The organism is Roseateles sp. P5_E8 (assembly GCF_054177665.1).
Genome location: NZ_JBGCUM010000011.1, coordinates 1 through 26,868 on the forward strand (window position 1 = coordinate 1; position 26,868 = coordinate 26,868).

Annotated in this window: 30 protein-coding genes; 17 read left to right on the forward strand and 13 right to left on the reverse strand. The window is 68.1% G+C overall.

Annotated features, from left to right (window positions below; all coding sequences use genetic code 11):
- From ACXRVZ_RS08840 to ACXRVZ_RS08890, 11 genes are all read left to right on the forward strand, one after another.
- On the forward strand, positions 1-500 hold a 500-nt coding region (locus tag ACXRVZ_RS08840), incomplete at its 5' end, for an allophanate hydrolase-related protein (RefSeq protein WP_458232304.1).
- Positions 500-901: an oxalurate catabolism protein HpxZ gene (hpxZ, locus tag ACXRVZ_RS08845; RefSeq protein ID WP_457425505.1), complete on the forward strand. Its 402-nt coding sequence runs from the start codon at positions 500-502 to the stop codon at positions 899-901. The genes ACXRVZ_RS08840 and hpxZ, both read left to right, overlap by 1 nt.
- Positions 898-1,581 carry a GntR family transcriptional regulator gene (locus tag ACXRVZ_RS08850; RefSeq protein WP_457425507.1) on the forward strand — a complete coding sequence of 228 codons (684 nt, stop codon included), beginning with the start codon at positions 898-900 and terminating at the stop codon, positions 1,579-1,581. The genes hpxZ and ACXRVZ_RS08850 overlap by 4 nt, the downstream gene beginning before the upstream one ends.
- Before the next feature lie 65 nt (positions 1,582-1,646).
- Entirely contained in the window at positions 1,647-2,501 is an 855-nt protein-coding gene (locus ACXRVZ_RS08855; protein WP_457425509.1) for an outer envelope protein, read from the forward strand.
- A 161-nt stretch (positions 2,502-2,662) separates the two neighbouring features.
- Entirely contained in the window at positions 2,663-4,192 is a 1,530-nt protein-coding gene (locus ACXRVZ_RS08860) for an ABC transporter ATP-binding protein (RefSeq protein WP_457425511.1), read from the forward strand.
- Positions 4,179-5,276, forward strand: coding sequence for an ABC transporter permease (locus tag ACXRVZ_RS08865; RefSeq protein ID WP_458232305.1), 1,098 nt, complete (start codon positions 4,179-4,181; stop codon positions 5,274-5,276). The genes ACXRVZ_RS08860 and ACXRVZ_RS08865 overlap by 14 nt, the downstream gene beginning before the upstream one ends.
- The gene (locus tag ACXRVZ_RS08870) at positions 5,273-6,193 is read left to right on the forward strand and encodes an ABC transporter permease (protein WP_458232306.1); all 921 of its coding nucleotides are present in this window, start codon (positions 5,273-5,275) and stop codon (positions 6,191-6,193) included. The genes ACXRVZ_RS08865 and ACXRVZ_RS08870 overlap by 4 nt, the downstream gene beginning before the upstream one ends.
- Positions 6,194-6,221: 28 nt before the next feature.
- Positions 6,222-7,358 carry a BMP family ABC transporter substrate-binding protein gene (locus tag ACXRVZ_RS08875; protein ID WP_457425517.1) on the forward strand — a complete coding sequence of 379 codons (1,137 nt, stop codon included), beginning with the start codon at positions 6,222-6,224 and terminating at the stop codon, positions 7,356-7,358.
- A 25-nt stretch (positions 7,359-7,383) separates the two neighbouring features.
- Positions 7,384-8,451, forward strand: coding sequence for an adenosine deaminase (locus ACXRVZ_RS08880; protein WP_457425519.1), 1,068 nt, complete (start codon positions 7,384-7,386; stop codon positions 8,449-8,451).
- Between the two features lie 68 nt (positions 8,452-8,519).
- On the forward strand, positions 8,520-9,476 hold the full coding sequence (locus ACXRVZ_RS08885; RefSeq protein WP_458232307.1) for a DnaJ C-terminal domain-containing protein: 957 nt from the start codon (positions 8,520-8,522) through the stop codon (positions 9,474-9,476).
- On the forward strand, positions 9,473-9,769 hold the full coding sequence (locus ACXRVZ_RS08890; protein WP_457425523.1) for a MerR family transcriptional regulator: 297 nt from the start codon (positions 9,473-9,475) through the stop codon (positions 9,767-9,769). Before ACXRVZ_RS08885 ends, ACXRVZ_RS08890 begins: the two co-directional genes overlap by 4 nt.
- Here the strand turns inward: ACXRVZ_RS08890 and ACXRVZ_RS08895 are convergent.
- From ACXRVZ_RS08895 to ACXRVZ_RS08930, 8 genes are all read right to left on the reverse strand, one after another.
- Positions 9,766-10,554 carry an alpha/beta fold hydrolase gene (locus ACXRVZ_RS08895; RefSeq protein WP_457425525.1) on the reverse strand — a complete coding sequence of 263 codons (789 nt, stop codon included), beginning with the start codon at positions 10,552-10,554 and terminating at the stop codon, positions 9,766-9,768. The genes ACXRVZ_RS08890 and ACXRVZ_RS08895 overlap by 4 nt on opposite strands.
- Before the next feature lie 2 nt (positions 10,555-10,556).
- Positions 10,557-10,730, reverse strand: coding sequence for a DUF3606 domain-containing protein (locus tag ACXRVZ_RS08900; RefSeq protein ID WP_457425527.1), 174 nt, complete (start codon positions 10,728-10,730; stop codon positions 10,557-10,559).
- A 97-nt stretch (positions 10,731-10,827) separates the two neighbouring features.
- A complete protein-coding gene (locus ACXRVZ_RS08905) occupies positions 10,828-11,625 on the reverse strand; it encodes an exodeoxyribonuclease III (RefSeq protein ID WP_457425529.1) in 798 nt (265 codons plus the stop codon).
- Positions 11,626-11,683: 58 nt separating this feature from the next.
- Complete coding sequence (locus tag ACXRVZ_RS08910; RefSeq protein WP_457425531.1) at positions 11,684-13,570, reverse strand: AAA family ATPase; 1,887 nt, start codon at positions 13,568-13,570, stop codon at positions 11,684-11,686.
- Between the two features lie 142 nt (positions 13,571-13,712).
- Positions 13,713-15,410 carry a PQQ-dependent sugar dehydrogenase gene (locus ACXRVZ_RS08915; protein WP_457425533.1) on the reverse strand — a complete coding sequence of 566 codons (1,698 nt, stop codon included), beginning with the start codon at positions 15,408-15,410 and terminating at the stop codon, positions 13,713-13,715.
- Positions 15,411-15,505: 95 nt separating this feature from the next.
- The gene (locus ACXRVZ_RS08920; RefSeq protein ID WP_457425535.1) at positions 15,506-16,111 is read right to left on the reverse strand and encodes a BON domain-containing protein; all 606 of its coding nucleotides are present in this window, start codon (positions 16,109-16,111) and stop codon (positions 15,506-15,508) included.
- Positions 16,112-16,352: 241 nt separating this feature from the next.
- Positions 16,353-16,526, reverse strand: coding sequence for a hypothetical protein (locus tag ACXRVZ_RS08925; protein ID WP_458232308.1), 174 nt, complete (start codon positions 16,524-16,526; stop codon positions 16,353-16,355).
- Between the two features lie 164 nt (positions 16,527-16,690).
- Positions 16,691-17,614, reverse strand: a complete 924-nt coding sequence (locus ACXRVZ_RS08930) for a VTT domain-containing protein (RefSeq protein ID WP_457425539.1) — start codon at positions 17,612-17,614, stop codon at positions 16,691-16,693.
- Between the two features lie 86 nt (positions 17,615-17,700).
- Here ACXRVZ_RS08930 and modB point away from each other — a divergent pair, with 86 nt between their 5' ends.
- From modB to ACXRVZ_RS08950, 4 genes are read left to right on the forward strand one after another with little or no spacing between them, the layout of a single operon-like run.
- Entirely contained in the window at positions 17,701-18,384 is a 684-nt protein-coding gene (gene modB, locus ACXRVZ_RS08935) for a molybdate ABC transporter permease subunit (RefSeq protein ID WP_457425541.1), read from the forward strand.
- Positions 18,381-19,115, forward strand: a complete 735-nt coding sequence (modA, locus tag ACXRVZ_RS08940) for a molybdate ABC transporter substrate-binding protein (RefSeq protein ID WP_458232309.1) — start codon at positions 18,381-18,383, stop codon at positions 19,113-19,115. The genes modB and modA overlap by 4 nt, the downstream gene beginning before the upstream one ends.
- Entirely contained in the window at positions 19,112-19,813 is a 702-nt protein-coding gene (locus ACXRVZ_RS08945) for an ABC transporter ATP-binding protein (protein ID WP_457425545.1), read from the forward strand. The genes modA and ACXRVZ_RS08945 overlap by 4 nt, the downstream gene beginning before the upstream one ends.
- Positions 19,810-20,607 carry a TOBE domain-containing protein gene (locus ACXRVZ_RS08950; RefSeq protein WP_457425547.1) on the forward strand — a complete coding sequence of 266 codons (798 nt, stop codon included), beginning with the start codon at positions 19,810-19,812 and terminating at the stop codon, positions 20,605-20,607. The genes ACXRVZ_RS08945 and ACXRVZ_RS08950 overlap by 4 nt, the downstream gene beginning before the upstream one ends.
- On the opposite strand, the gene ACXRVZ_RS08955 is transcribed toward ACXRVZ_RS08950, so the two are convergent.
- Genes ACXRVZ_RS08955 through ACXRVZ_RS08975 form a run of 5 tightly spaced genes read right to left on the reverse strand, consistent with a single transcriptional unit; the run spans position 20,597 to position 24,623 of the window.
- Complete coding sequence (locus tag ACXRVZ_RS08955; RefSeq protein WP_458232335.1) at positions 20,597-21,064, reverse strand: nuclear transport factor 2 family protein; 468 nt, start codon at positions 21,062-21,064, stop codon at positions 20,597-20,599. The genes ACXRVZ_RS08950 and ACXRVZ_RS08955 overlap by 11 nt on opposite strands.
- Entirely contained in the window at positions 21,061-21,504 is a 444-nt protein-coding gene (gene cynS, locus ACXRVZ_RS08960) for a cyanase (protein WP_458232310.1), read from the reverse strand. Before cynS ends, ACXRVZ_RS08955 begins: the two co-directional genes overlap by 4 nt.
- A complete protein-coding gene (locus ACXRVZ_RS08965; RefSeq protein WP_457425551.1) occupies positions 21,501-22,382 on the reverse strand; it encodes an ABC transporter ATP-binding protein in 882 nt (293 codons plus the stop codon). Before ACXRVZ_RS08965 ends, cynS begins: the two co-directional genes overlap by 4 nt.
- On the reverse strand, positions 22,372-23,244 hold the full coding sequence (ntrB, locus tag ACXRVZ_RS08970) for a nitrate ABC transporter permease (RefSeq protein WP_457425553.1): 873 nt from the start codon (positions 23,242-23,244) through the stop codon (positions 22,372-22,374). Before ntrB ends, ACXRVZ_RS08965 begins: the two co-directional genes overlap by 11 nt.
- A complete protein-coding gene (locus ACXRVZ_RS08975) occupies positions 23,241-24,623 on the reverse strand; it encodes a CmpA/NrtA family ABC transporter substrate-binding protein (RefSeq protein WP_457425555.1) in 1,383 nt (460 codons plus the stop codon). The genes ntrB and ACXRVZ_RS08975 overlap by 4 nt, the downstream gene beginning before the upstream one ends.
- A 1,249-nt stretch (positions 24,624-25,872) precedes the next feature.
- On the opposite strand from ACXRVZ_RS08975, the gene ACXRVZ_RS08980 reads away from it, so the two are divergent.
- Complete coding sequence (locus tag ACXRVZ_RS08980) at positions 25,873-26,280, forward strand: hypothetical protein (protein ID WP_457425557.1); 408 nt, start codon at positions 25,873-25,875, stop codon at positions 26,278-26,280.
- 218 nt (positions 26,281-26,498) lie between these two features.
- Positions 26,499-26,867: a YciI family protein gene (locus tag ACXRVZ_RS08985; RefSeq protein ID WP_457425559.1), complete on the forward strand. Its 369-nt coding sequence runs from the start codon at positions 26,499-26,501 to the stop codon at positions 26,865-26,867.
- Position 26,868: the final 1 nt, after the last annotated feature.

A 26,868-nucleotide genomic window follows, 5' to 3' on the forward strand; every position in this document is an offset into this window, starting at 1 on the left:
ACTTCGGCCTGCGCTGGGAGGCCGCTGGCCCCGCCCCGCTGGGCGCCCGTCTGCGCCACGCGCAAGCCGCCGACCGCCGCGTGCAAGCCCTGCCCCGCGCCGAGCCGACGCTGCTGCTGGCCGTCGTCGGCGCCCATCTGCAAGGCCTGCCCCTGCATGGCCAGTTGCTGGCCCGCGGCGCCCGGCTGCAAGCCCGCACGCAGACCGCGCCGCGCTACCGCCTGCATGCCCTGCCCGGCACGGTGCCGCCCAAGCCCGGCCTGGCACGCGTGGCCGATGCGGCCAGCGGCCACGCCATCGAGGTCGAGGTCTACGAGCTGCCGCAGGCCAGCATCGGCTCGCTGCWGGCGCTGATCCCGCCGCCGCTCGGCCTGGGCAGCCTGGAGCTGGCCGACGGCCGCTGGGTCAAGGGCTTCATCTGCGAAGGCGCCGCGCTGCTAGGCGCGCCCGACATCAGCCACCACGGCGGCTGGCGTGCCTTCCTCGCGGCCTCCAAATGATGAACCCGCGCCACTTCGACGACCCGGCCGTGCTGGCCGAACTAGCCGCCGTGTTCGAGGTCTACGAGCAGGCGCTGATGAGCAACGACGTGGCCGCGCTCAATGCCTTCTTCTGGCAGGACGAGCGCACCACGCGGTACGGCATTGCCGACCGGCAATGGGGCATCGCCGAGCTGGCGGCCTACCGCGCCGCCACGCCCGCGCCCAATTTCACGCGGCGGCTGGAGCACCTGCGCCTGCACGCCTTCGGGCCCGACATGGCGGTGGCGCAGGTGGAGTTCGTGCGCAGCGACACGCCGCTGCGCGGCTTCCAGACGCAGACCTGGGTGCGCCTGCCCGAAGGCTGGCGCATCGTCTCGGCGCACGTCAGCATGATTCCTTTCCCCGTGGCGGCCCCGTGAGCAGCACCGCCGCGCCCGAGGCCGCCAGCCTGACCGACCAGGCCTATGCGCGGCTCAAGCAGATGATCTTCGACTTCCAGCTGATGCCCGGCGACCGCGTCTCCGAGACCGAGCTGGCGCAGCGCGTGGCCGTCAGCCGCACGCCGCTGCGCGCCGCGCTGCAGCGGCTGGAGCGCGAGGGCTTCCTGAACCTGCTGCCGCGCCTGGGCTGGCAGGTGGCACCGCTCGATTTCGACGTCATGGACGAGCTCTACGACCTGCGCACGCTGATCGAGTGCGAGGCCGCACGCCACCTGGCCGAAAGCGAACAGCGGCCCGAACTGGGCCCGCTGGCCGACACCTGGCTGCTGCCCCCGGCCGAGCGCCTCGATGACGCGGCCCAGGTGGGCCTGCTGGACGAGCGCTTTCACGCGCTGCTGGTGCTGGGCAGCGGCAACCGCGAGATGGCCCGCGTGCACAAGGAGATCACCGAGCGCATCCGCATCATCCGGCGCCTGGACTTCACCAAGCCGGCGCGCATAGACGCCACCTACGACGAGCACGCCCGCATCCTGCGCGCCATCACGCGGCGGCGCACCGACGAAGCCCAGCGCCTGCTGCGCGCCCACATCCAACAGAGCAAGCTGGAAGTGCGGCACATCACGCTGGACATGCTCTACCGCGCGCGAAGGGATGCCTGATGCAGACCCACCGCCCGGTGCCTCATTTCAAGAGTCTTCCCAACCATCCACAGAGGAACTTCACCATGAGAACGACCACGCGCCTGCTTTGCACCACCGTTGCCGCCCTCGCCACCGGCACAGCCTCAGCCGCCGACTGGAGCGACACCTCCATCGGCTACCGCTACGGCACCAAGTTCGGGGAGCCCTTCGGCACCAACGACATCCACAAGAGCATCGTGAACCTCAACCACGTCAGCGGCTACAGCTACGGCAGCAACTTCTTCAACGCCGACCTGCTGCTGTCCGACAAGAAGGACCCGTCCAGCCCCAACTCGGGCAGCGGCGCCAGCGAGGTCTACATCGTCTATCGCCACACGCTGGACCTGTCCAAGGTCACCGACAGCAAGTTCGCCTTCGGGCCGGTGCGCGGCATGGGCGTCACCCTCGGCTTCGATGCCAACGTCAAGGTCGACGCCGGCTACAACTCGCGCAAGCAGATGCTGGTGCTGGGCCCGACGTTCATGATGGACGTGCCCGGCTTCCTCAACGTCAGCCTGCTGCTGCTGAAGGAGAGCAACGCGCCCTACAACAAGTTCAGCAGCACCGCGACGCCGCGCTTCAACTACAAGACCCACATGATGCTGACGGCCGCCTGGGGCATCCCGCTGGGCAAGCTGCCGCTGGCCTTCGAGGGCTTTGCCAACTACATCGCCAGCAAAGGCACGAACGAGTTCGGTGGCTCGACCGGGCCCGAGTTCAACTTCGACGGCCAGGTCATGCTCGACGTCGGCGCCGCCACCGGCGCGACGCCGAACAAGTTCAAGGTGGGTCTGGAATATCAGTACTGGCGCAACAAGTTCGGCAATCCGTACAAGGGTCCGGCCGGTAGCGGCGCGTTTGCCAAGACGCCGATGATCAGAGCCGAATATCACTTCTAAACCCCTCGCCCAGTCTCGCCCCGCTGAACACGGGCGAGCCTGGTCGGTCCCCGAGGGGACGGCGATGTTTGCGGCATTGAGCCGCAAGCACATCGCCCTAGCGGGCCGGCTTGGGAGCGGCCCGGCGCTCGGCCCGAAGACCAACGATTGCCAACCGACGTATGTCCAGACTTGAGCTGATCGGCATCACGAAGCAGTACCCGGGCGTTCGCGCCAACGACGACATCCATCTCAAGGTGGCGCCGGGGCAGATCCACGCCATCCTGGGTGAGAACGGCGCGGGCAAGTCGACGCTGATGAAGATCATCTACGGCGCCACGCGGCCGGATGCCGGGCAGATGGCCTGGAACGGCCGCGAGGTCGCGGTGGCCAGCCCCGCGCAGGCGCGGGCGCTGGGCATCAGCATGGTCTACCAGCACTTCTCGCTGTTCGACACGCTGACCGCCGCCGAGAACATCTGGCTGGGGCTGGACAAGGCGCTGTCGCTGGCCGAGGTGGCCGAGCAGACGCGCGCGGTGTCGGCGGAGTACGGCCTGCCCGTGGACCCGTCGCGGCCGGTGCACACGCTCAGCGTCGGCGAGCGCCAGCGCGTCGAGATCGTGCGCGCGCTGCTGACGCGGCCGCAACTGCTGATCCTGGACGAGCCCACCTCGGTGCTGACGCCGCAGGCCGTGGAGCGACTGTTCGTGACGCTGCGCCAGCTCAGCAGCGAGGGCTGCGCCATCCTCTACATCAGCCACAAGCTGCACGAGATCCGCTCGCTGTGCCATCACTGCACAGTGCTGCGCGGCGGCCGCGTGGTGGGCGAGGTCGACCCGCGGCAGGAGAGCAATGCCAGCCTGTCGCGGCTGATGATCGGCGCCGACGCGCCGGTGCTGACGCAGCGCGAGGGCCGCCCCGGCGCGTCGGTGTTGCGCGTGGGCAGCCTGGGTCTGGCCCAGCTGGACCCCTTTGGCGTCACGCTGAAGAACATCGGCTTCGACGTCTGCGCGGGCGAGATCGTCGGCGTGGCCGGCGTGTCGGGGAACGGCCAGCAGGAGCTGCTCGCGGCGCTGTCGGGCGAGGACCCGCGCGCGGCGGCCGGCAGCATCCGCCTTTTCGATCGGGACATCGCCCAGGCCCCGCCGGCCCGGCGCCGAGCTGCGGGGCTGCACTTTGTGCCCGAGGAGAGGCTGGGCCGAGGCGCGGTGCCGACGCTGTCGCTGGCCATGAACACGCTGCTGACGCGCACCGAGGCGGTCGGCCGGGGTGGCTGGCTGCGCCTCGGCGACGCGCGCCGGCTGGCGGCGAAGTTGATCGAGGGCTTTCGCGTCAAGGCCTCGGGGCCGGACGCGATGGCGCGCACGCTGTCGGGCGGCAACCTGCAGAAGTTCATCGTCGGCCGTGAGATCGATGCGCAGCCCAAGCTGCTCATCATTGCCCAGCCGACCTGGGGTGTGGACGTGGGCGCGGCCGCGCAGATCCGCGGCGAGCTGCTGCGGCTGCGCAACCAGGGCTGCGCGCTGCTGGTGTTCAGCGAGGAGCTGGACGAGCTGTTCGAGATCTGCGACCGGCTGCTGGTCATCGCCGACGGCCGGCTGTCGCCCTCGGTGCCCATCGCTGCGGCCACGCGCGAGCAGATCGGCGAATGGATGTCGGGGCTGTGGCCCAGCGCCGATACCGCCCCGGAGGTCAGCGATGTTCAAGGTTGAGCCGCGCACGCAAACCTCCATGCTGCTGGCCGTGGCGGCGCCGCTGCTGGCGCTGGCCATCACGGTGCTGATCGGCGTCGTGCTGTTCACCGCGCTGGGCAAGGACCCGCTGCAGGCGCTGCGCCTGTTCTTCGTCGAGCCGCTGAAGAACGGCCGGGCGCTGTCGGAGCTGAGCGTCAAGGCCGTGCCACTGGCGCTGATCGCGCTGGGCCTGGCGGTGTGCTTTCGCGCCAACATCTGGAACATCGGTGCCGAGGGCCAGTTCGTGCTCGGCGCTCTGGGTGCTGGCTGGGTGGCCATGCAGGCGGGGCCGGACACGTCGGCCTGGTTCGTCGTGCCGGTGCTGCTGGGCGGCGTGGCCGGCGGCATGCTGTGGGCCGGCRTCGTSGCGCTGCTGCGCGACCGCTTCAACRCSAACGAGATCCTGGTCAGTCTGATGCTGGTCTACGTGGCCGGCTTGCTGCTGAACTACCTCGTCTACGGGCCCTGGAAGGACCCGAACGGCTACAACTTCCCGCAGACCCTGCTGTTCGCGCCGGGAACGCGCCTGCCGCGCCTGGTGGCGGGGCTGCGCATGAATGCGGGCGTCGTCATCGCGCTGGTCGCGGTCGTGGCCTTTGCGATCTTCCAGTTCCGCACCTACCGGGGCTATGCATTGACCGTGGGCGGCATCGCGCCGGCGGCCGCGCGCTATGCCGGCTTTTCGTCGCGCAGCGCGCTGTGGACGGCACTGCTGCTGTCCGGCGGCATGGCCGGCCTGGCGGGCGCCTTCGAGGTGGCCGGGCCGCTGGGGCAGCTGACGCCCTACGTGCCGGTGGGCTACGGCTTCGCGGCCATCATCGTTGCCTTCGTCGGCCGGCTGCACCCGGTGGGCATCGTCTTCTCGGCGGTGCTGATGAGCATGTTCTACATCGGCGGCGAGCTGGCGCAGAGCCGCATGGGTCTGCCCAAGGCGTTGACCAGCGTGTTCCAGGGCTTGCTGTTGTTCACGCTGCTGGCCTGCGACCACGGGCTGCAATACCGCATGCGCTGGGTGGCGGCATCCAAGGAAAAGGCCAAGGCGCGCGCGGGAGCACCGGCATGAACGAAATTGCCTTGCTCATTGCCGCAACGCTGAGCGCCGGCACGGTGCTTGCGATTGCCGGGTTAGGTCTCTTGATCAACGAGCGCGCCGGCATCGTCAACCTCGGCGCCGAGGGCCTGATGCTGGTGGCGGCCATCGCCGGCTACGCGACGGCGGTGCACAGCGGCTCGGACCTGCTCGGCTTTGCGGCCGGCATGGCGGCTGGCGTCGTGCTGGCGCTGTTCCTGGGCCTGCTGGTGATCTGGCTCAACACCAACCCCTATGCCACTGGGCTGGCGCTGAGCCTTTTTGGCGCCGGCTTCTCGGCCTTCGTGGGCATCGAGTACACGCAGCAGCGGCTCTCGGAGCGCGGGCACTGGGCCGTCCCGGGCCTGGCCGACCTGCCGGTGCTGGGCAAGGCGCTGTTCGAGCACCACCCGGTGGTCTACCTGGCCATGGCGCTGGCCGTGGCGCTGCACTTCTTCCTGTACCGCACGCGGGCCGGCCTGGTGCTGCGCGCGGTGGGTGAGTCGCCCGAGTCGGCCCATGCGCTGGGCTACCCGGTGCGCAAGATCCGCCTCGCGGCGGTGGCGGCCGGTGGCGCGCTGTGCGGCCTGGCGGGTGCCTATCTGTCGCTGGTCTACACACCGCTGTGGGTGGAGGGCATGGTGGCCGGCAAGGGCTGGATCGCGCTGGCGCTGACCACCTTCGCCACCTGGCGGCCGGCCCGCGTGCTGCTGGGCGCCTACCTGTTCGGCGGCGTCACGATGCTGCAGTTCCATCTGCAGAGCGAAGGCATAGACATCTCCAGCCACTGGCTCAGCATGCTGCCCTACCTGTCAACCATCGTCGTGCTGGTGCTGATCTCGCGCAACCCGGCGTGGATCAAGGCCAACATGCCCGCGTCACTCGGCAAGCCCTTCAAGCCCGGTCACTAACCCCACCCGTCCACCTCCAGGAGAACGCATGAAATCTCTCGCCAACCGCCGGACCTTCGCACTGGCCGCGCTCGCTGCGGCCGCCGCACTCACCGCCTGCTCGAAGAAGGAAGAGGCTCCCGCCGCCGCGCCGGCCGCCTCGGCCGCCGCCAAGCCCGAGCCGCTGAAGATCGCCTTCGCCTACGTCGGCCCGGTCGGTGACGGCGGCTGGACGTTCGCCCACGACAACGCCCGCAAGGCGCTGGAGAAGGAATTCGGCGACAAGATCGCGACCAGCTTCGTCGAGAAGGTGCCCGAGGCGGCCGACGCCGAGCGGGTCTTCAACGACATGGTGGGCCAGGGCAACAAGCTGGTCTTCGGCACCACCTTCGGCTACATGGAGCCCATGCTCAAGGTCGCCGCCGAACACAAGGACGTGAAGTTCGAGCACGCCACCGGCTACAAGACGGCCGAGAACCTGCGCACCTACGACAGCCGCACCTACGAGGGCGCCTACCTGGCCGGCGTCATCGCCGGGGCCATGACCAAGACCAACACCATCGGCGTGGTCGGCTCCATCCCCATCCCCGAAGTCATCCGCAACATCAACAGCTTCACGCTGGGCGCGCAGAGCGTGAACCCCAAGATCAAGACCAAGGTGGTCTGGGTCAACGAGTGGTTCGACCCGCCGAAGGAAACCGAGGCCGCCGTCGCGCTGATCAACGGTGGCGCCGACGTGCTGATGCAGAACACCGACTCCGCCGCCGTGCTCAAGACCGCCGAAGAAAAGGGCAAGCGCGCCTTCGGCTGGGACTCCGACATGAAGGCCTACGGCCCCAAGGCCCACCTGGGCTCGGCCGTCATCAACTGGGCGCCGTACTACATCAAGGCCACGCGCGACGCGCTGGACGGCAAGTGGGCCACCGGCAAGGCCTGGTGGGGCGTCAAGGAAGGCGCCATCGACCTGGTGTCCATCGCCGACGACGTGCCGGCCGAGACCAAGGCCAAGGTCGAGCAGATCAAGGCCGGGTTGAAGGACGGTAGCTTCGCTATCTGGAAGGGGCCACTGGTCGACAACACGGGCAAGGAAGTGCTGGCCAAGGACGCCATCGCCGATGACGGCTTCCTGGGCGGCATCAAGTTCTTCGTCAAGGGCGTCGAAGGAAAGGTCCCGGGAGCCAAGTGATGCTCTGACAGGGGAGACTGAGCGCATGACTGAAATTGCTTTTGATCGCATCGAGCGCTCAGCTCTCCCGGGCCTGCTCGCCCGCATGCCCAAGGCCGAGCTGCACATCCACATCGAGGGCTCCCTGGAGCCCGAGCTGATCTTCGCGCTGGCCGAGCGCAATGGCATCCCCCTGCCCTATGCCAGCGTCGAGGCGCTGCGGGCGGCCTATGCCTTCACCGACCTGCAGACCTTTCTCGACATCTACTACGCCGGGGCCAGCGTGCTGCTGCAGGAGCAGGACTTCTACGACATGGCCTGGGCCTACTTCGAGAAGGCGGCGCGCGACCACATCGTCCATGCCGAGCTGTTCTTCGACCCGCAGACGCACACCGCGCGCGGCGTGGCCATCGGCACCGTCATCCAGGGCCTGTCGCGTGCCTGCGCCGACGCGGGCGAAAAGCTCGGCATCAGCGGCGCATTGATCCTGTGCTTTCTGCGCCACCTCAGCGAGGAAGACGCCTTCACCACGCTGGAGGCAGCCCTGCCCTGGCGCGCCCACTTCATCGGCGTCGGGCTGGACAGCTCCGAGCGCGGCCACCCGCCCGCCAAGTTCGAGCGTGTGTTTGCGCGCTGCGCCGAACTGGGCCTGCACCGCGTGGCCCATGCCGGCGAGGAAGGGCCGCCCGCCTACATCGAGGAGGCGCTGGACCTGCTGAAGGTGGAGCGCATCGACCACGGTGTGCGCGCCATCGAGAGCCCGGCGCTGATGCAGCGCCTGGCTGCTGAGCGCATGCCGCTGACGGTCTGCCCGTTGTCCAACGTCAAGCTCTGCGTGGTGCCCAACCTGGCCGAGCACCCGCTGCCGCAGATGCTGGCCGCCGGCCTGGCCGTGACCATCAACTCGGACGACCCGGCCTACTTCGGCGGCTATCTGAACGAGAACCTGCTGGCGCTGTTCGAGGCCCAGCCGCGGTGGGGCGCGCGCGAGGCCTGGCAGCTCGCGCGCAACAGCCTGGACGCGAGCTTTGCGCCGCCGCAGGCCCGGGCCGCCTGGGTCGCGGCGCTGGATTCAGAGTTCCAGCGCGCAGCCTCGCAGTCAGCGTCGATGTAGGACCCAACCACGTCCTACGGGCGGCGGCGTCCGATGGCGCATGCCAACCAGAATTTCACACTCGCAGCATGCGCTTCGAGGACTACTACCAAGTCATGCAGTTGGACGCCGCTGCCGATGCCGCTGCGATCAAGCAGGCCTACCGGCGCCTGGTGCGCCTGCACCACCCGGATCTGAACGCGGCGCCAGAGGCCCACGCCGCGATGACCCAGGTCAACGAGGCCTACGAGGTGCTGTCCGACCCCAAGCGCCGGGCGGCCTATGACAACGTGCGCCGCCGCGAACTTGAACGACGCGCTGCCAGCCAAGCCAGTGCAGACCTGGCCAGCGACTGGAAGCAGGGTTTCGACTTCGACGGCGAGCCCACGCCGGGGCGCACGGGCGAGGCCTTCAGCGACTTCTTCACCCACATGTTCGGCCGTGCCGCCAAGCCCGACCCTGCCGACGCAAAGCCTGCGCGCGGCTCGGATGAGCACGTCAAACTGGTGATCGACGCTGCGGATGCGGTCGACGGCGCCGTGCGCGCCGTGACGGTGCGCACCCTGGCACCTGACGAGAAGGGGCACAGGGCCGTCACGCTGCGGCAGATCCAGGTGCAGATTCCCAAGGGCATACGCGCGGGCCAGCACCTGCGCTTGGCGGGCCAAGGCTCTGCCGGGCGCGGCGGCGCGGCCACCGGCGACCTCTATGTCGAGATCCAGTTCAAGCAGGCTGGCATCGGCCAGACGCCAAGCCGCGACGTGCATGAGCGCCTGCCGCTCGCTCCCTGGGAGGCGGCCCTGGGCGCCGAGGTGACCACCTCCACGCCCGCCGGCCAGGTGAGCGTGACCGTGCCGCCGGACACGCCGCATGRCAAGCGCCTGCGCCTGCGCGGGCAAGGGCTGAGCGGTGAGCCCGCTGGAGACATGGTGCTGCAGGTCGAGGTGGTGCTGCCACCGTCGACGCTGCCGGGTGCTCGCACGGCCTACCAGGCGATGGCCGAGATCGTCGGCAAGGCCTTCGAGCCGCGTAGCAGCGGGGCATGACCATGGCCGACGAACCCGTTCTGCTGGGCCTCGTGATCGACGAGCAGGGCTTGAGCCTGGAGGAGCTGGCCTGCGCCTGCGGTGTCGATGCGGATTGGCTGCAGCAGCGCCTGGATGCCGGGCTGCTGGTCCGCAGCGGCGGTGAGGCCGCCGAGCGCAGGTTCTCCAGCCCTCACTTGAGCCGCGCGCGGCGCATCCTGGCGGTGGAACGGGACTTCGACGCCAACCCTGAATTGGCGGCCTTCGTGGCGGACCTCATCGAAGAACTGCAGAAGCTCAGGTCGCAGCGCTAGAGACTCGCGCTGCCGGACTGTCCCAGGAATCGGCGCAGCGCAGGCAGGAAGACCTCTTCACCTTCGGCATGGGCCACATGGCCGGCGAAGGGAATGCCGAGGAAATGCGCGTCCTTGAGCGTCTCGCGCAGCTCGACCGCGTCTTGCAGAGCGGTGAGATGGTCGTCGTCGCCGCGTACCACCAGCACCGGCGCCGTGATGTCGGCCACGCGGTCGTCTGGGTGGCCGGACGGCGAATCGTCGAGCCAGCCCTGCACGAGCGCCTTCGTCAGCCGCTCGAAATCCGGCTCAGGATTGAGGCTCTGATAGGCGTCGTAGGTATCGGGGAACTTGTTGCGCCAACTCTCTGCGGTGACCTTCTGAAGGATCTCTCGGGACGACACCAGGTTCTTGTGGTGCCAGGTCGCGCCGATAACGACGATACGGTCCACCTTCACGCGGCGTGAAGCGCCCAACCGCAGCGCAACGATGCCGCCGTCGCTGAATCCCAGCAGTGTGCAGCGTTCGACACCCATCGCCAGCAGCACCTGCTCCACGTCCTCTTCGACGCGCTGATAGGTCCATGGCGACGAGCCCAGCGTCGATGCGCCGTGGCCGCGGCTGTCGATGCCAATGACCCGCCAGCCGTTGAGTGCAGGCAGCAAGGCGTTGAAGTCCTCGATGTTGCCGAACCCGCCGTGCAGCAGCACCAGCACAGGCGCGTCAGCGGGGCCGATGCTCTCTGCGTAGATGCGCGCACCGGCAACGTCGATGCGGCGGCCGCGTTGATGGCCGAAAGCCGTCATGCTCAGCCGGCCGGGCGCCCCAGGTGTCCGCGAACCTCGTCCGCTTCATCGCCCACCGCGGCCACCGCAATCCGCAGCTGCTCCTCTGTAACGCCGAGTGAGTCGCACCAGCTGCGCACGTCGTGCTCTTCGGTGATGCTGATGCGGTTGCAGGGCATCGTCAGTTCGTCGGGCATGGGAGTCCTCCGGGTCAAGCGGTGATGTTGAACACTGCCGGCAGATTGCCGTCGCAGCACCGCGGTCGTTGTAGGACGACGTGCTGGTTACAGCGCGTCATCGCTTTCTAGGGGGTTTTCTTGCAGGCTTGATGCGCAGCTCTGCCCACACCGGCGCGTGGTCGCTTGGCTCGTCCTTGCCGCGCTCCTCGCGGTCCACGCCGGCGGCCACCACCTCCAGCGCCGCGCTGGCGAGGATGTGGTCGATGCGCAGCCCCGCGTCGCGATCCCAGCGCCGGCGGCGGTAGTCCCAGAAGGTGAAAGGCGGCTTATGCGGATGTGTGGCCAGCAGCGCGTCCGCCCAACCCTGCGCCAGCACATCGGCAAAGGCCTGCCGCGCAGCGGGCTGCAGCAGCGCGTTGTCGCGCCAGGTGTCGGGCTTGTAGATATCGGCGTCGGTCGGCACGACGTTCCAGTCGCCCATCAACACGACCGGCGCGCCAGTGGCCCACAGCGCGGCGGCGCGCTGGCGCAGGCGCTCGAACCAGCGCAGCTTGTAATCGAACTTCGGCCCGGGCTGCGGGTTGCCATTGGGCAGGTAGAGGCCCGCGAAGAGCACGCCGCCGATGGCGGCTTCGACGTAGCGCGCCTCTTTGTCCCTGGCGTCGCCGGGCAGCACGGTTGCAACAGGCAGCATCGCCATGTCACGCGCCAGCAGCGCGACGCCATTCCAGGTCCTCTGCCCCACCACGAGCGACTCGTAGCCCGCCTTGCGCAGCACGTCGGCAGGGAAGGCCTCAGTGGTCGCCTTCAGTTCCTGAAGCGCAACAACGTCAGGCCGGGTGCGGCGCAGCCAGTCCACGAGCAGGTCGAGCCGCTTGACGACGTTGTTGATGTTCCAGGTGGCGACCTTCACCGCTCCAGCCTAGGCGGCTGGCGGCCTGCCGCCTGTCAGCCGGCAGGATGCAACGACGTCAGGCCGGCTCGCCCGAAAGCACGCGCTTGAGCGGCGCGCCGCTGACGGTCTCGTGCCCCAGCAGCATCTCGGCCAGCGTGCTCAGGCGGTCGCGCTTGTCTTCCAGCACGCGGCGGCATTCGGCCTGCGCGCTTTCCAGCAGCGCGCGGGCTTCGTCCAGCAGCGATTTCTGCACGTCGGGCCCGATCAGCTCGCGCGGCACGCCGGCCATGCTGAGCAGGCCGAAGGTCTTGCCGAAACCGTAAGAGCCGATCATGGACGTGGCCAGTTCGGAGGCGCGCTTGAGGTCGTCCGCCGCGCCGGAGGAGGCGTTGCCGAAGGCCATCATTTCGGCCTCGCGGCCGGCCAGCATCATGGCCAGGCGTGAACGCAGCTCGCGCTCGCCGTACAGCGGCTCCTCGTGGTTGCGCGCCACATAGGTCACACCCAAAGCCGGGCCGCGCGGCTCGATGCTGACGCGCTCGACGCTGCCGGCCTCCAGCACATGGGCCACCAGCGCGTGGCCGGACTCATGGAAGGCGATGCGGCGCAGCGTCTCGGGCGTGATCAGGTCCTTGGTGTTGGTCACCTCGCCGCCGAGCTGGTGGGTCTCCAGCGACTGGTAGACGCGCTCCTCGCTGACCACTGCCTCGCCGGCCTCGGCCGCGTAGGCGGCGGCGCGGTTCACACAGTTGGCGATGTCGGCGGGTGACATGCCCGAGGCGGTGCGGGCAATCGATGGCAAGTCCATGCCGGCGCCTGCCTTTACCTGGCCGAGGTAGAGGCCGAACAGCTGCTGGCGCTCGGGCGTGGTGGGCAGCGAGGTGCGCACGATGAGGTCGAAGCGGCCCGGGCGGCGCATGGCGATGTCGACGTTGTCGACATGGTTGGTGGCGCCGATGACGACGACGTTCTCCAGCGCCGAGAAGCCGTCCATCTCCACCAGCAGGCGGTTGATGATGCGGTTCTGCTCCTGCTCGCCGCCGCCGGGTGAGTCCTTGCCGCTGCTGCGGCGGCCGATGCCGTCGATCTCGTCGATGAAGATGATGCAGGGCGCGGCGTCGCGGGCGCGCTTGAAGAGCTCCTTCACCTTGCCGATGCCGGCGCCGTAGAACATGGAGCTGAAGTAGGAGCCGTCCACGCTGATGAAGCTGGCGCCGCATTCACCGGCCAGGGCCTTGGCGAGCAGGGTCTTGCCGGTGCCGGGCGGGCCGTCCAGCAGCACGCCGCGCGGGGCCTTGGCGCCGACGGCGGCGTATTGCTTGGGGTCCTTCATGAAGGCGGCCACGCGCTTGAGGGCCTTCTTGGCTTCGTCGGCACCGATGACGTCGTCGAAGCGGGTCTTGGGTTTGTCGGCCAGGCGCGTGCGCGGGCCGATGGGGCCGCGCATCTGCACGTAGAGCAGCAGGCCGACGATGAGCAGGATGCCCAGCAGCGGCGACGCCACCGTAGCCGCCTTGTCCAGCGACTGGCTCCAGCGCTGGCCGGTGGTGCGGGCGTCGACGTCGATGTCGGTCAGCGCAAAGCCCTGGGCCACGCTCAGCTCGCCCAGGCGGGACGCGATCTCGCTCTTGCAGGTGAGGCCGCAGTCGATGAGGTGGGTGGAGAAGTGGCGGCCACCGCGGTCGGTGTAGAGCACCAGGCGGCCCTCGATGCCGACGGCCGCGACCTCGCGGGCCTGCACGGCGCGCTCGAACTCCGACGCTTCGCGCGGGTTGGCCAGCCACTGCTCGGGCGCGCGCTCGAACACCTGGGCGGTGGCGCTGCGGCGCGCCTGCACCTCGGTGGCGGTGCGCGTCTGAAGCAGGTCCAGCGCGAGCAGCGCCAGCAGCAGCAGGGCGGCGAGGCCCGCGATGATGAGTTTCTGGCGCAGATCGGGGCGGGGGGTCTTGCTGGCGCTGTCCATGGGCGGTGGGCTGGGAGTCGGGAGTGCGTCCGGATCATTGATGGACGCGCCGCTCACGCCTAGTGCGAATGAAGCACTTGGGCCCGGTGCCGGGCCGTGCTTACAAGAAGCGCCGCCCTAGCGAGGAAAAATTCCGTGTGTCCTACTTCGGCGCCACGCGCCAGATCTCGCCCGTCACGTCGTCGTCCACCAGCAGAGAGCCGTCGTCCTGCACCACCACCGCGCTCGGGCGGCCCCAGACCTCCTGGTCGCTGACGACGAAGCCGGTCATGAAGTCCTGGTAGCGGCCCGTCGGCAAACCGTCCTTCATGAACACGCGCACGACCTTGGAGCCAGTGCGGGTGTGTCGGTTCCAGGAGCCGTGCAGCGCCAGGAACAGCTCGCCGTCGTAGGCCGCCGGGAAGGCCGCTCGCGCACCGGCCGGGGCGGCGTACATGACCATGCCGAGCGGCGCCGAGTGCGCGGTGATGAGCAGGTCGGGCGCCGTCACCTTGTCCTTGAGGTCGGGCCGCAGGCCCTTCAGGCGCGGGTCTTCGTTGGCGCCGATGTAGTACCAGGGCCAGCCGTAGAAGGCGCCGGGCTTCACGCGCGTGAGGTAGTCGGGCGGCAGGTTGTCGCCCAGCAGGTCGCGCTCGTTGACGCTGCAGATCAGGTCGCCCGTGCGCGGGTGCAGGTACATGCCGACGCAGTTGCGCAGGCCGGTGGCGAAGGTGCGCTTGTTCTTCCCGTCAGCGTCGAAGGCGATGACCAGCGCATGATCCAGCTCGTCGCCCCAGGCCGAGCCGACGCCCTGCTTCGCTTCCCACTGCGAGACGGGTTCGGGCGGCGCGGCCGGCATGCCGTCGGCGATGTTGGTGGCGGAGCCGATGGACAGGAACATCGTCTTGCCATCCGCCGAGAACACCAGCGTGCGGGACGAATGCGCGCCGACGGCGGCGGTCAGCTTGGGCACCACGACCTCGGGCTCGGCCGTGGCCACCAGGTCGCCGTTCTTGTACGGGTAGCGGACGATGGCGTTGACGAAGGCGACGTAGAGGTATTGCGGGTTGGGGCCTTGCGGCCAGAAGGCCATGCCGAAGGGCCGGTCCATGCCGGCGGCAAAGGTGCTGACCTCGGTGGCCGTCTCGCCGTTGGCCGAGCGGAACACCTTGACCAGGCGCTTGGGCGTGGACGAGATGAAGATGTCGCCGTTGGGTGCCTTGACCATCACTCGGCCACGGTCCGGGTCTTTGGCCCACAGATTGGCCTTGAAGCCCTCGGGGACGGCCGGCAGCTGGCCTTCCGGGCGCGGCACGGTGCGCGGGCCGTTGCTGGCGCTCTCCGTGGCGTAGGGCTTGTCCAGGTCCGCCGCCTTCAGCTCATGGATGCGGCCGGGCGCGTCCTCGGTCCAGCTGCCGGGTGCGCCACGCGTGTCGCTGGCGGCCGCAGCGGGCGCAACCGCCGCGCTCGGCTTGGCCTGGCCCGTCTGGGCGGCCAGGTAGCTGACCAGCGCCGCACGCTGCGTCTTGTCCGGCACGCTGATGGGCATGGAGGTGCCCGGTGCGAACAGGGCCGGGTCGCGCAGGAAGCGGTCCAGTTCGGCGGCAGTCCACACCTTGTTGGACGCCCCCAACTTCGCCAGCGCAGCGGTGTAGCCGAAGCCCGTTACGCCGCCGACCTTGCGGCCCAGCACGTTGAACAGGCCCGGCCCCATCAGCGCGCGCTGGTCCGGCGAGACCGTGTGGCACATCGCGCAATTGCTGTCGAAATAGCGCTTGCCGATGGCGGCCGTGTCGGCAATCGCCGGCAGCGCCGCGAAGGCAGGCAGGAGCAACGCAAGGGCGCGCAGTGAGAACGGCATGGGAATCCTGCTCCGAGAAAGGTCGGCGCAGTTTAGGAACGCCAAGGCCGCCCACGGCGGGGCGGCCCCGAACTCTCAGCAGGATGAGCGCTGGATCAGCGCGGCGCGACCGGCACGGTCGGTTCGGCTGCGGTCGCAACGACGGCGCCGGGTTGCGGCAGGGCCAGCCGGTTGTCCACGCCACGCACGCCCTGGGGTGCACCGGCCAGCACCGTGGCGCGGGCCTTGGCGGCGGCGTCGGGGGCGGGGCCGTCCAGGCGCACGATGCCGTCGTCGGTGTGCACCTCGATGCGCGCGGCGCTCAGGGCCGGGTCAACGGCCAGCGCGGCTTTCACCTTGGTGGTGATGCCGGCATCGGCAACGGCGGTGCCGACCCCGTTGACCGCGTTGCGCGAGGCGTCCGCGGCGGCGTTCTGCGAGTCGATGACGGTCTGTTCGGCCTGGGTGCCGGCGTCCTTGACATTGGCGACGGCATGGTCGAGCTGGGTGCCGACCGAGCGCGGGTCCTGCATCGCCACCACCGCCACCATGGCGATGGCCGCACCGGCGCCCAGCGTCAGCAGCCAGGGCAGCACGCGGCTCCTCGGCCTGGGTTCGACCACCACCACCTTGTGCGGCCGGGGCGCGGTGTCGGCCACGCGCAGGCTGCCATCCGGGTTCAGCAGCGAACGGGGGACAGGCTTCTTGGCAAAGATGTTCATGGCAATCTCCTCATGAGTCGAGCGCTCACGCGCGGGTCAGCCTTGTCGGTGGGGTGTGCTGTTCGACCAGTGCAGCGCTCCATCGAGATCTGTTGCTGCAACTCTCGCCGCGATGTGGCAATCGCCGCATCGGCTGCCGTGCTGCGCTTGTGTCGGACGGCGCCGACTCATTTCAATCACCATCCGCACAAATACAGACGGCCCCTTGCGGGGCCGTCAGCGGCGGGGCGGGACGTCTGGCTTAGCGACCGATGTTAAGCGGCGCCATCATTTGGGCGCGCGACTGGCTCGCGATGCGGCGCTCCAGGTCAGCGTGGTCAATGGCATCGGATAGGAAGCGCTCATCAGCTTCGGCGGCGGTGTCCGTCGTCAGCACGTTGCGCAGGGTGTGAATGAAGTTCTGGATCAAGCTCATGATCGGAGGGTTGGGCTCGTGGCCCGGTGTTTGGGGGTAAACCCTATTATCAGGGTAAATACCAATCAACCCAAGCTGCCGCGCTTTGCGGCTTGCGACTTCCCGCACGCAATCAGCGTTGCAGGTCACGGCGGAGGCCGGTCGTCGGCGGGCGGTTCAAACGCTCAGCTGTTTTCCAGCGCCAGCCCGGCCTGCGTCCAGGCGTCGACGCCGCCACGCAGCACCCGCGCCTGGTGGCCCCTCGCCTTCAGCCACTGCGCGGCGCGCGCGGCGGAGACGTCATTGGGGCAGGCRCAGTAGGTGACGAACTCGGCCTCGGCCGGCCACCCGGCCAGCGCGGCATCGTCCAGGGCGCCCAGGTCGAGATGGCGGGCGCCCGGGATGCGGCTGGCCGGAGGCCCGCCACGCACGTCGACGAAGACGATGTCGCAGCCCTGCTGCCGCAAGGCGATCACGTCGGCGGGGCCCAGGCGCTCCAGGCGGCCCAGTTCGCGACGGACCCGCGCGCGCCGCCACAGCCGCCAGGCCAGATAAGCGGCGACGGCCGCCACGCCCAGCGCGACGGCCGCACCGCCTAACCGGCTCAGTTCACGCAGCAGCGCGCCGATCTGCGCATGGAAGACCCGGCCCGCCGCCAGGCCTGCGGCGGCCCAGAGCGCCGAGCCGAGCAGGTTCCAGGTCAGGAAGCGCCCCGCCGTCATGCCCAGGGCGCCTGCCAGCGGCGGCGCCACCATGGACAGCCCCGGCACGAACTTGGCGATCAGCAGCGTCAGCGCGCCACGGCGGGCAAAGCTGATCTCGTTCTGGCGCACGCAGCTGTCCGGCGAGATGGAGATGCGGCACAGCGCCGCCAGCACGCGCCGCCCCAGGCGCCGGCCGGCCCAGAACCACATCACATTGGCCACCATCGCGGCGCCGGTCACGGCGGCAAAGGCGCGCAGCGCAAAGCCGTCCCGCGACGCCGACTCCGCGCCTAGCAGCAGCAGCAGCGGCGTGGACGGCAGCGGCGCGCCGAGCTGGTGCAGCAGCACGGCAGCGGCGACGGCGAACAGGCCGTGGCGGGTGAAGAGTTCGGTGAGTAGGTCCATGGCGATCAGGCACGCGAGGATAGTCGGCCAGCCTTGCCCTCGCTTCCGTCGGCCCATCGTGATGTAGTTGATTACATTACGCCTCCATGCCCGCCGATCTCTGGAGCCAGTTCGACGCCGCGCCGCTCACGCTGACGCTGCGCGTGGCCGCCGTCGCGACCTTGCTCGCGCTGCTGCTGGGCGTGGCCCTGGGCTGGGTGTTCGCCCGCACGCGGCTGCCGGGGCGCGGCCTGCTGGAGGCCGTCTGCATGCTGCCGCTGGTGCTGCCGCCCACGGTGCTGGGCTACGGCATCCTGGTGCTGATGGGCCGGCGCAGCGCCTTAGGAGCCTGGCTGCGCGAGCACTTCGATTACACGGTCATCTTCAACTGGCATGGCGCCGTCATCGCCTCCACGCTGGTGGCCCTGCCGCTGGTGCTGAAGGGCGCCAGCAGCGCGTTCAGCCAGGTGGACCGCAACCTGGAGGCCGCCGCGCGCACTCTGCGCCAGTCGCGCTGGAGCACCTTTGTGCGCGTGACGCTGCCGCTGGCCTGGCCCGGCATCCTGGCCGGCACGCTGCTGGCCTTTGCCCGCGCCATGGGCGAGTTCGGCGCCTCGCTGATGGTGGCCGGCTCGATTCCCGGGCAGACGCAGACCGCCTCCATGGCCATCTACGACGCGGTGCAAGCCGGCCGTGACGACCTGGCGCTGATGCTCGCCCTCATCGTCTCGGCCGTGTCGGTCGCCATCCTCGTGCTGTCCAACCGTTTTCTGCAACGCTCACCGCCATGAAACGCCTGCTGCTCGCGCTCTCCGTCGCCCTGCCCTTGCTGGCCTCTGCCCAGCAACTGACCGTTTCGGCCGCCGCCAGCCTGACGGACGCCTTCAAGGAAATCGGGCCGCGCTTCGAGGCCAGCAAGCCCGGGGCCACCGTGCGCTTCAACTTCGCCGCCTCGGGCGTGCTGCTGCAGCAGATCACCCAGGGCGCGCCGGTGGACGTGTTCGCCAGCGCCGACCAGGAAACGATGAATCGCGGCGCCGAACAGAAGCTCATCGCGGCCGACACGCGGCGCGACTTTGCGAGCAACACGCTGGTGCTGGTCACACCGCCCGGCAGCCCGGTCAAGAGCGTGCGCGACCTGGCGCTGGCGGACGTGAAGCGCATCGCCATCGGCAAGGTCGCCTCCGTGCCCGTGGGCCGCTACACCCAGCAGGCGCTGGAGAGCACGCAGCTGTGGGCGCCGCTGCAAGCCAAACTTGTCTTCGCCGACAACGTGCGCCAGGTGCTGGACTACGTGTCGCGCGGCGAGGTCGAGGCCGGCTTCGTCTACCGCACCGACGCCGAGCTGGCCAAGGGCAAGGTCGTCATCGCCATGACTGTGGGCGGGCACGCGCCGGTCACTTACCCGGCCGCCGTGGTGGCGGACAGCAGGCGGGCAGCCCTGGCGCGCGACTTCGTGAGCTTTCTCGGCAGCACCGAGGCGCAGACCATCCTCGCCAAGTACGGCTTCGCTAAACCTTGATCGACGTCTCACTACAACTCTCCGTTAGCGACGCCCGCAGTCGCTTCGACCTCGACATCGCCTTCGCCACCGACGCGCCCTTCGTCGCGCTCTACGGCCCGTCGGGCGCCGGCAAGTCGCTGACGCTGCAGGCCATGGCCGGGCTGCTGCCGGTGCGCGAGGGCCATGTGAGGCTGAACGGCCGGGCGCTGCTGGACACCGCCGCCGGCATCGACCTGCCACCCGAGGCGCGCGGTGTCGGCTATCTGTTTCAGCACTACGCCCTCTTCCCCCACCTCAGCGTGCGCGACAACATCGCCTTCGGGCTGACGAGCTGGCGCCGCCGACTCAAGGCCGACGACGCCGCGCGCGTGGATGAGGTGATCGAATCCTTCGGCCTGACCGCCATGGCGCGCAGCAAACCCGCCACGCTCTCGGGCGGCCAGCAGCAGCGCGTGGCTTTGGCGCGGGCCCTGGCCTGCAACCCGCAGGTGCTGCTGCTGGACGAGCCCTTCGCCGCGCTGCACAGCGCGCTGCGCCGCGAACTGCGCACCGAGCTGCAGCGCGTGCTGGCGCAATGGGGCATCCCGGCCGTCATGGTCAGCCACGATGCCGACGACGTGCTGGCGCTGGCCGACGAGGTCGTGTTGATCGACGGCGGCCAGGTCAGCCAGCAGCTGCGGGCCGACGCCCCCGAACTGCGCGCGCGGCTGACATGAGTAGTGCCGACCATCCGCTGCTGCAAGGCGAGCTGCGCCTGGCCGGCCGGCTGGACGGCCGCTTCTTCGACCTGCTGGCCGCGCTGGACCTGACCGGCTCGCTGCAAAAGGCCGCCAAGGCCGCCGGCTACAGCTACAAGGGCGCCTGGCTGGTGCTGGACGCGGCCACCGCGCTGACGCATGCGCCGCTGGTCGACAAGGCCACCGGCGGCAGCGGCGGCGGCGGCACGCGGCTGACGGCCGAGGGCGAGGCCTTGCTGGCTGCCTGGCGCGAGCTGGCGGCACGGCACGCCGCCTTCCTGCATGAACAGGCCGCCTGGCTGGCCACGCAACCGGCGCTCGATGCGCTGCTGAAAAGGATGAGCATGAAAACCACCGCCCGCAACCAGTTCCTCGGCCGCATCTCGACGATTAACCCCGGCCCGGCGACGACGACGGTGCGCGTCGCGCTGGACGGCGGCCAGGAGGTCACTGCCTCGCTGACGACCGAGGCCGCGCAGGAGCTCCAGGTGAAGACCGACCAGGAGGCGCTGGCCCTGGTGAAGTCCAGCGAGGTCGTGCTGGTGACGGACTTCGGCGGCTATCGGCTTTCGGCCCGCAACCAGCTGGCCGGCACGGTGTCGCGCGTGGAACGCGGCGCGGTGTCGTCGCTGATCGGGTTGACGTTGCCTGGGGGCACGGTCGTGACGGCCAGCGTGACGAACGATGCGGTCGACGGGCTGGGGCTTGCCGTGGGCCAGCAGGCCACTGCGACCTTCAAGGCCTACGCCGTCATGCTGGCCGTCAGAGATTGAGGTCGCTCAGGCTCGGATGGTCGTCCGGCCTTCGGCCCAGCGGCCAGAAAAACAGCCGCGCCGATTCGGCAATCGGCAGGTCGTTGATGCTCGCAAAGCGCCGCCGCATCAGGCCCTCGTCGGTGAACTCCCAGTTCTCATTGCCGTAGCTGCGGTACCAGTGGCCTGAGTCGTCGTGCCACTCGTAGGCGAAGCGCACGGCGATTCGATTGCCACCGAAAGCCCACAGCTCCTTGATGAGCCGGTAGTCCAGCTCACGCGCCCACTTGCGAGTGAGCAAGCCATGCACCTGCTCGCGGCCGACCGGGAACTCGGCGCGGTTGCGCCAGACCGTGTCGTCCGTGTAGACGCCAACGACGCGGTCCGGGTCGCGGCTGTTCCAGGCGTCTTCGGCCATGCGCACCTTCTGCACGGCGCTTTCGTGCGTGAACGGTGGAAGCGGCGGCTTCATGGTCAGTACGTCTTGTAGGGCAGGAACTTGCCGCTCATGACGATGCTGACGCGGTCGCCCATCGGGTTGGCCTCGCGCTGCAGGTCCATCTTGAAGTCGATGGCGCTCATGATGCCGTCGCCGAACTCTTCATGGATCAGCTCCTTGAAGGTCGTGCCGTAGACGCTGATCAGCTCGTAGAAGCGGTAGATCAGCGGGTCGGTCGGCACGCTGGTCGGCAGGCTGCCCTTGTAGGGCACGACCTTGAGCCACTGCGTCTCACACTCGGTCAGGTCGAAGAACTTGGCCAGCTTGGCGGCCTGCTCGTCGTTGAAGGTCATCTGGCCAAGACAGCCGGCGGTGACCCATTCCTTGCTGAGGCCGATGTCGGCGGCGATGTCGGCCCACTTGATGCCTTTGGCAACCTTGGTGGCAATGATCTTTTCGGTGACTTCGAGGCGGCTCATGCGGTGCTCCTGTGAATGGCGGGGTGGGTGTCGAGGGAAAGGATTTCGGCGGTCTGCGCGAGACCGGGCCGCACCTCCGGCGGGTGCTCGGGCGCGCGGCCGTGGGAGAGGGTTGCGCTGCGCTCGACGAGGAAGTCGACGAGGTGGTTGCGGATGCGGTAGTACTGCGGGTCGTGGTGCAGCGAAGCGCGTTGGCGGTCACGGCTCATGGTGTTGACGACGATCTCCGCCACGCGCGCCTGCGGGCCGTTGGCCATCAGCAGGATGCGGTCGGCCAGCAGGATGGCTTCGTCCACGTCGTGCGTGATCATGAAGACGGTCTGGCGCGTGGCGGCGCAGATCTTCAGCAGCTCGTCCTGGATGGTGCCGCGCGTCAACGCATCGAGCGCGCCGAAGGGCTCGTCCAGCAGCAGCATGCGCGGCTCGATGGCGAAGGCGCGGGCGATGCCCACGCGCTGCTTCATGCCGCCGGAGAGCTGGCTGGGCTTCTTGTCCAGCGCGGGCGTCAGGCCCACGAGGGCAACGTATTTCTCGACCTGCGCATCGACCTCGGCGCGGCCCCAGCTTGGCCACTTGCTGCGCACCGCGAAGGCGATGTTCTGCCGCACCGTCAGCCAGGGCATCAGCGCATGGCCCTGGAAGACGACACCGCGCTCCAGCCCCGGCGCATTCACCTCGCGCTGGGCCATGAAGACGTGACCGTCGCTGGCCTGCTCCAGCCCGGCCAGCACGTTGAGGATGGTCGTCTTGCCGCAGCCGCTGTGGCCGATGATGCAGACGAACTCGCCCTCGGTCAGCGTGAAGTTGACGTTATCGAAGACGGTCGCGTCGCCATAGCGCTTGCCCAGGCCCTGCACCTGGACGAGTTCAGTCGGCATAGGTCACCGCCTTTTGGGCGCGGGCAAACAGCAGGTCCAGCGCCATGCCCACGAGGCCGATGACGAGGATGGCGAAGATGACGTTGGGCAGGCTCAGGTTGTTCCACTCGTTCCAGACGAAGTAGCCAATGCCCGTGCCGCCCACCAGCATCTCGGCCGCGACGATGACCAGCCAGGCGATGCCCATGCTGATGCGCATGCCCGTCAGGATGGTGGGCGCCGCCGCCGGCAGGATGACCTCGAAGGCGCGGCGCAGCGGGCTCACTTCCAGCGTGCGCGCCACGTTCAGCCACTCGCGCCGCACGCCGGCCACACCGAAGGCCGTGTTGATCAACATGGGCCACAGGCTGCAGATGAAGATGACGAAGATGCCGCTCGCGGCCGAATCCTTGATCGTGTAGAGCGCCAGCGGCATCCAGGCCAGCGGCGAGATGGGCTTCAAGACCTGGATGAACGGGTCCAGCGCGCGGTGGATGAGCGGGCTCATGCCGATGACGAAGCCCAGCGGGATGGCCACCAGCGCCGCGAGCAGATATCCCAGGCCCACGCGGCCCAGCGAATAGGCCAGCTGCAGGCCGATGCCCTTGTCGTTGGGGCCACGGTCGTAGAAGGGTTCGGCCAGGTGATGCAGCACCGTGCGGCCCATCTGCGCCAGCGTCGGGAAGCCGCTCTTCGCGGCCACCGGCGTCGCGTCCACCGGCTTGCCCATCAGCTTGGCGTATTCGATCTGCTCGGGCGTCATGGCCGCCGTGGGTGCCGCGACCGGGCCGCTACCCAGCGTGGCGAGATGCCACAGGCCGAGCAGGCAGCCCAGCAGCAGCAGCGACAGCAGGCCGGCGCGGAAAGCGAGCGAGGGCTTCATGTGCGCTTGATGGCGAAGCTGTTGACGTAGGCATCCGCCTTGGCCGGGTCGAACTCCTTGCCCATGACTTTGAACTTCGGATAGCCGCCGGTCTTGTCCTCGGGCACGGCCTGGTCGAGCGCCTTCATCTGCTTGCGCGCATCGGTCAGCAGGAACACCTTCTCGGCGATCTGCTTGTAGTTCACGTCGCCCTTCAGATAGCCCCAGCGCTTCATCTGCGACAGGATCCACACCGCCATGCTCTGCCAGGGCATGGGGTCGAAGTCGGCGCGGTCGGGCACGACCTTGACGTTGCCCAGGCCGTCGGCGAACTTGCCCGTCAGCACCTGGGCAATGACGGTCTCGGGCTGGTTCAGATAGGCCTGCGGCGCGATGACCTTGGCGATCAGTTCGCGGTTCTTGGCTTCGCGCGCCATCGCCGCAGCGGTCAGCACCGCGCGGTAGAGGGCGATGAAGGTGTTGGGGTTCTTCTGGATGAACTCCGTGCTCGTGCCGAAGGCGCAGCAGGGGTGGCCGTTCCACAGCTCCTTGGTGAGCAGGTGGATGAAGCCCACTTCCTCGTAGACCGCGCGCTGGTTGAAGGGGTCGGGGCCGAGGAAGCCGTCGATGTTGCCGGCGCGCAGGTTGGCCACCATCTCGGGCGGCGGCACCACGCGGATCTGGATGTCGCGGTCCGGGTCCAGCCCTGCTTCCGCCACGTAGTAGCGCAGCAGGAAGTTGTGCATCGAATACTCGAAGGGCACGGCGAACTTGAAGCCCTTCCACGTCGCCGGGTCGCGCTTGTCCTTGTGCTTCACGCTCAGCGTGATGGCTTGGCCGTTGGTGTTCTGGATGGTGGCCACGTTCATGGCCGTGGCCGGTGCACCCAGGCCCAGGCTGATGGCCAGCGGCATCGGCGACAGGAAGTGCGTGGCGTCGTACTCCTTGTTGATCATCTTGTCGCGGATGAGCGCCCAGCCCGCCGTCTTGACGACCTCCACGTTCAGCCCCTGTTTGGCATAGAAGCCGAGCGGGTGGGCCATGATCAGCGGCGTGGCGCAGGTGATGGGGATGAAGCCGATCTTGAGGTCCTTCTTCTCCAGCGCGCCCTGGGTGCCCTGCGCCATCGCCTGCAGCGACGCGACCGGCAGCACGCTGGAGATGGCGGCCATCGCCGTGTTGCGGCCCACGGCCTTCAGGAAGCGGCGGCGCAGCGCGTCCTGCGGGAACAACGCCTTGACGAGCGCGGCCTCGACGAAGCTGGCCGACTCGGCCTCGAAGTCGGCGGTCTCGCTGCGGGTCCGCAGTTCGGCAGCGGCGTGGTCGGCCGCGCTGGCGTGCTGGCCGCAGGCGCAGTGCATCAGCAAAGGCCGGTCGGCGTCGTAGGGATCRTGGGTCATCGAGTGCTCCTCAGGATGGGAGCGACTCTAGGAACGCGCACGTCGTCGCGGAATCGTGGTGGGCGGCGAGTTTTTGTAGGGCTGGAACTACCAGGGAAAACCTGGGTCTGCAGCGGTTGGCGGCAGCGGGGCGAGAGCCAGCGCCGCTGGCATCATCAGCCGTCAACGGAAGGCGAAACGGGTGGCAGAGAACTTGTAAGTGCGCGCCGCCGGCACACGATTTAGGGCCAATGTCGCGCACTGGCAAGCTCGTCAAGCGTCATAGCCTCTTGCAGCCGGTGCCTAACCATTCATCGCAGCGGACGCCTTCGGCGCCCGCTGAATTCGTTGGCCGCAGAGGAGATACCAACCTTGGGGCTGAAATCCGACTTCGACGAAGTCCTATCTGTTTGGCGAACCGCCCCATGGAGAGTTCGCCTGTGGCTGGGCCTTTCCCTTTTCCTAGCCTCTGGTTCAATAGCCTCGCTATCGGAGACCGTCGCAAAATGGAAGGGATTTATCCTGTCTGGAGTCGAATTCTATAGAGCCATAGTTGTGAGCCCAATGATTGGATTTTTTCTAAAGTATATAAACTATCAGATACCGACACAGTTGGCAGATGCCTTTGTTCTGGCCTCTCTATTCTTGTCTGCAAACCTTAAGGTCGCGTTTCACAATGCTGGCAGTTCGAGAGGCAAAGCGGAAGCAATTGCGGGCACGATTGTGCTCGTTCTGATTTCTTTGGCGATTGCTCTTTGGTCTTCGGGCCCTAACACCGCCAGGCATCTGCTAACGCTCGTGATGTCTTTTATCGTGTTTTCGTCGCTAAGATTCAATAAAATTGGTGGAGCAACAAGAATACTTTGGTTCACCTATATTTTGAGTCCGCTACTACTAGTTGGGATTGCCGCGAGCATAAACGCGGGACTGAAATAAATCACCCACTGCGGCTAACCCCTCGCTCAAGGGGCCACCAGCGGCAGGCCACCAAGCCCGGGCCGGTGGTACGCTGTACATTTTTGCCGACCCAGGCCTAGCGTCCTGCCGCTGGCGGCCCCCTTAGCTCGAACGGCTAGGCCTCACGGGAAACCAATCTCCACACAAATCAACTATGGGTCTTAAAGCTGACGTAGATGAGGTAGTAAGCGCATGGGAGCGGGCCCCTTGGCGCGTGAGGCTCTATATCGGGATTTCGCTCTTGCTGGCGTCTACCTCGATTGCGTCCCTATCGGAATCCATTTTTAAGTGGAAGGGATTCATACTCGATGGAGTGAACCTCTACCGATCGTTCATCTCGATCCCATCCCAAGATTTGATTGCATTTCTCCTGGAACGGTCCCTCCCCCAACGCGTGGTCGATTTGCTGCTCCTTGCAGTGCTCTTGGCGGCGGCAAGCATTCGTGTCGCGTTGTTTCATCCGAAGGGCTCTAACGGTCGGAAGGCGGAAATCGCTGCGGTGGTATCGCTCGGCGGTGCCATGATCACGCTCATTGCGAGCAACGGGAATGGATTTGGCGTTTGGATGGCGGGAATTTTGCTCGCCGCATCATTTCTGATGAACGCCAGTTTTCATATTCGCCTTGGCGGCGCGCCGGCGCTTCTCTGGTTTGTGTATTTACTTGTGCCATTCGCGCTGGTCGGGGTTCTTGGGGCATTTCACGCTGGGCTTGCCCGCTAGTCGCAAGTGAGGCCAAACCGATCTCGATCGGACGTCCCTCGGCGAGCCTCGGTCCGCCGCACAGCTTCAACGTCAAGCATCCACGCCTCTGGACCGCGCGCTGTCCATGGGCGCAACGACCGGGCAGCTTCATTGCCTCGCAACTTGTCGACCCAGCGCTACCTCGTTCGTCGTGAAAGGGCCCGGCCGATGCGGCCGGTCAAACCCAGGAGCGCTGAATGACCCAGTACCTGATCTCCTTCAACGACGGCGCCATGAGCCACATCCCGGAAGCCGACTTCCCGGCCGTGGGCAAAGCCGCCGCCACTGCCGTGCTCGAAGCCATCGACGCCGGCGTCTTCATCTTCGGCGGCGGGCTGCTGGAGCCGCCCACCACGACCATCGTGGCGACCGACGGCCGCATCACCCAAGGCCCCAACCCGGCCTACCGGGACTTCATCGGCGGATTCACCATCGTTGACGTGCCCGACCGGGACGCCGCCCACCACTGGGCGGCGAAAATCGCCGCCGCCTGCCGCTGCGCGCAGGACGTGCGCGAGTTCATGCCGCTGCCGCCGGAGGTGGCGGCGCGCGTGAGCAAGGCTTGAA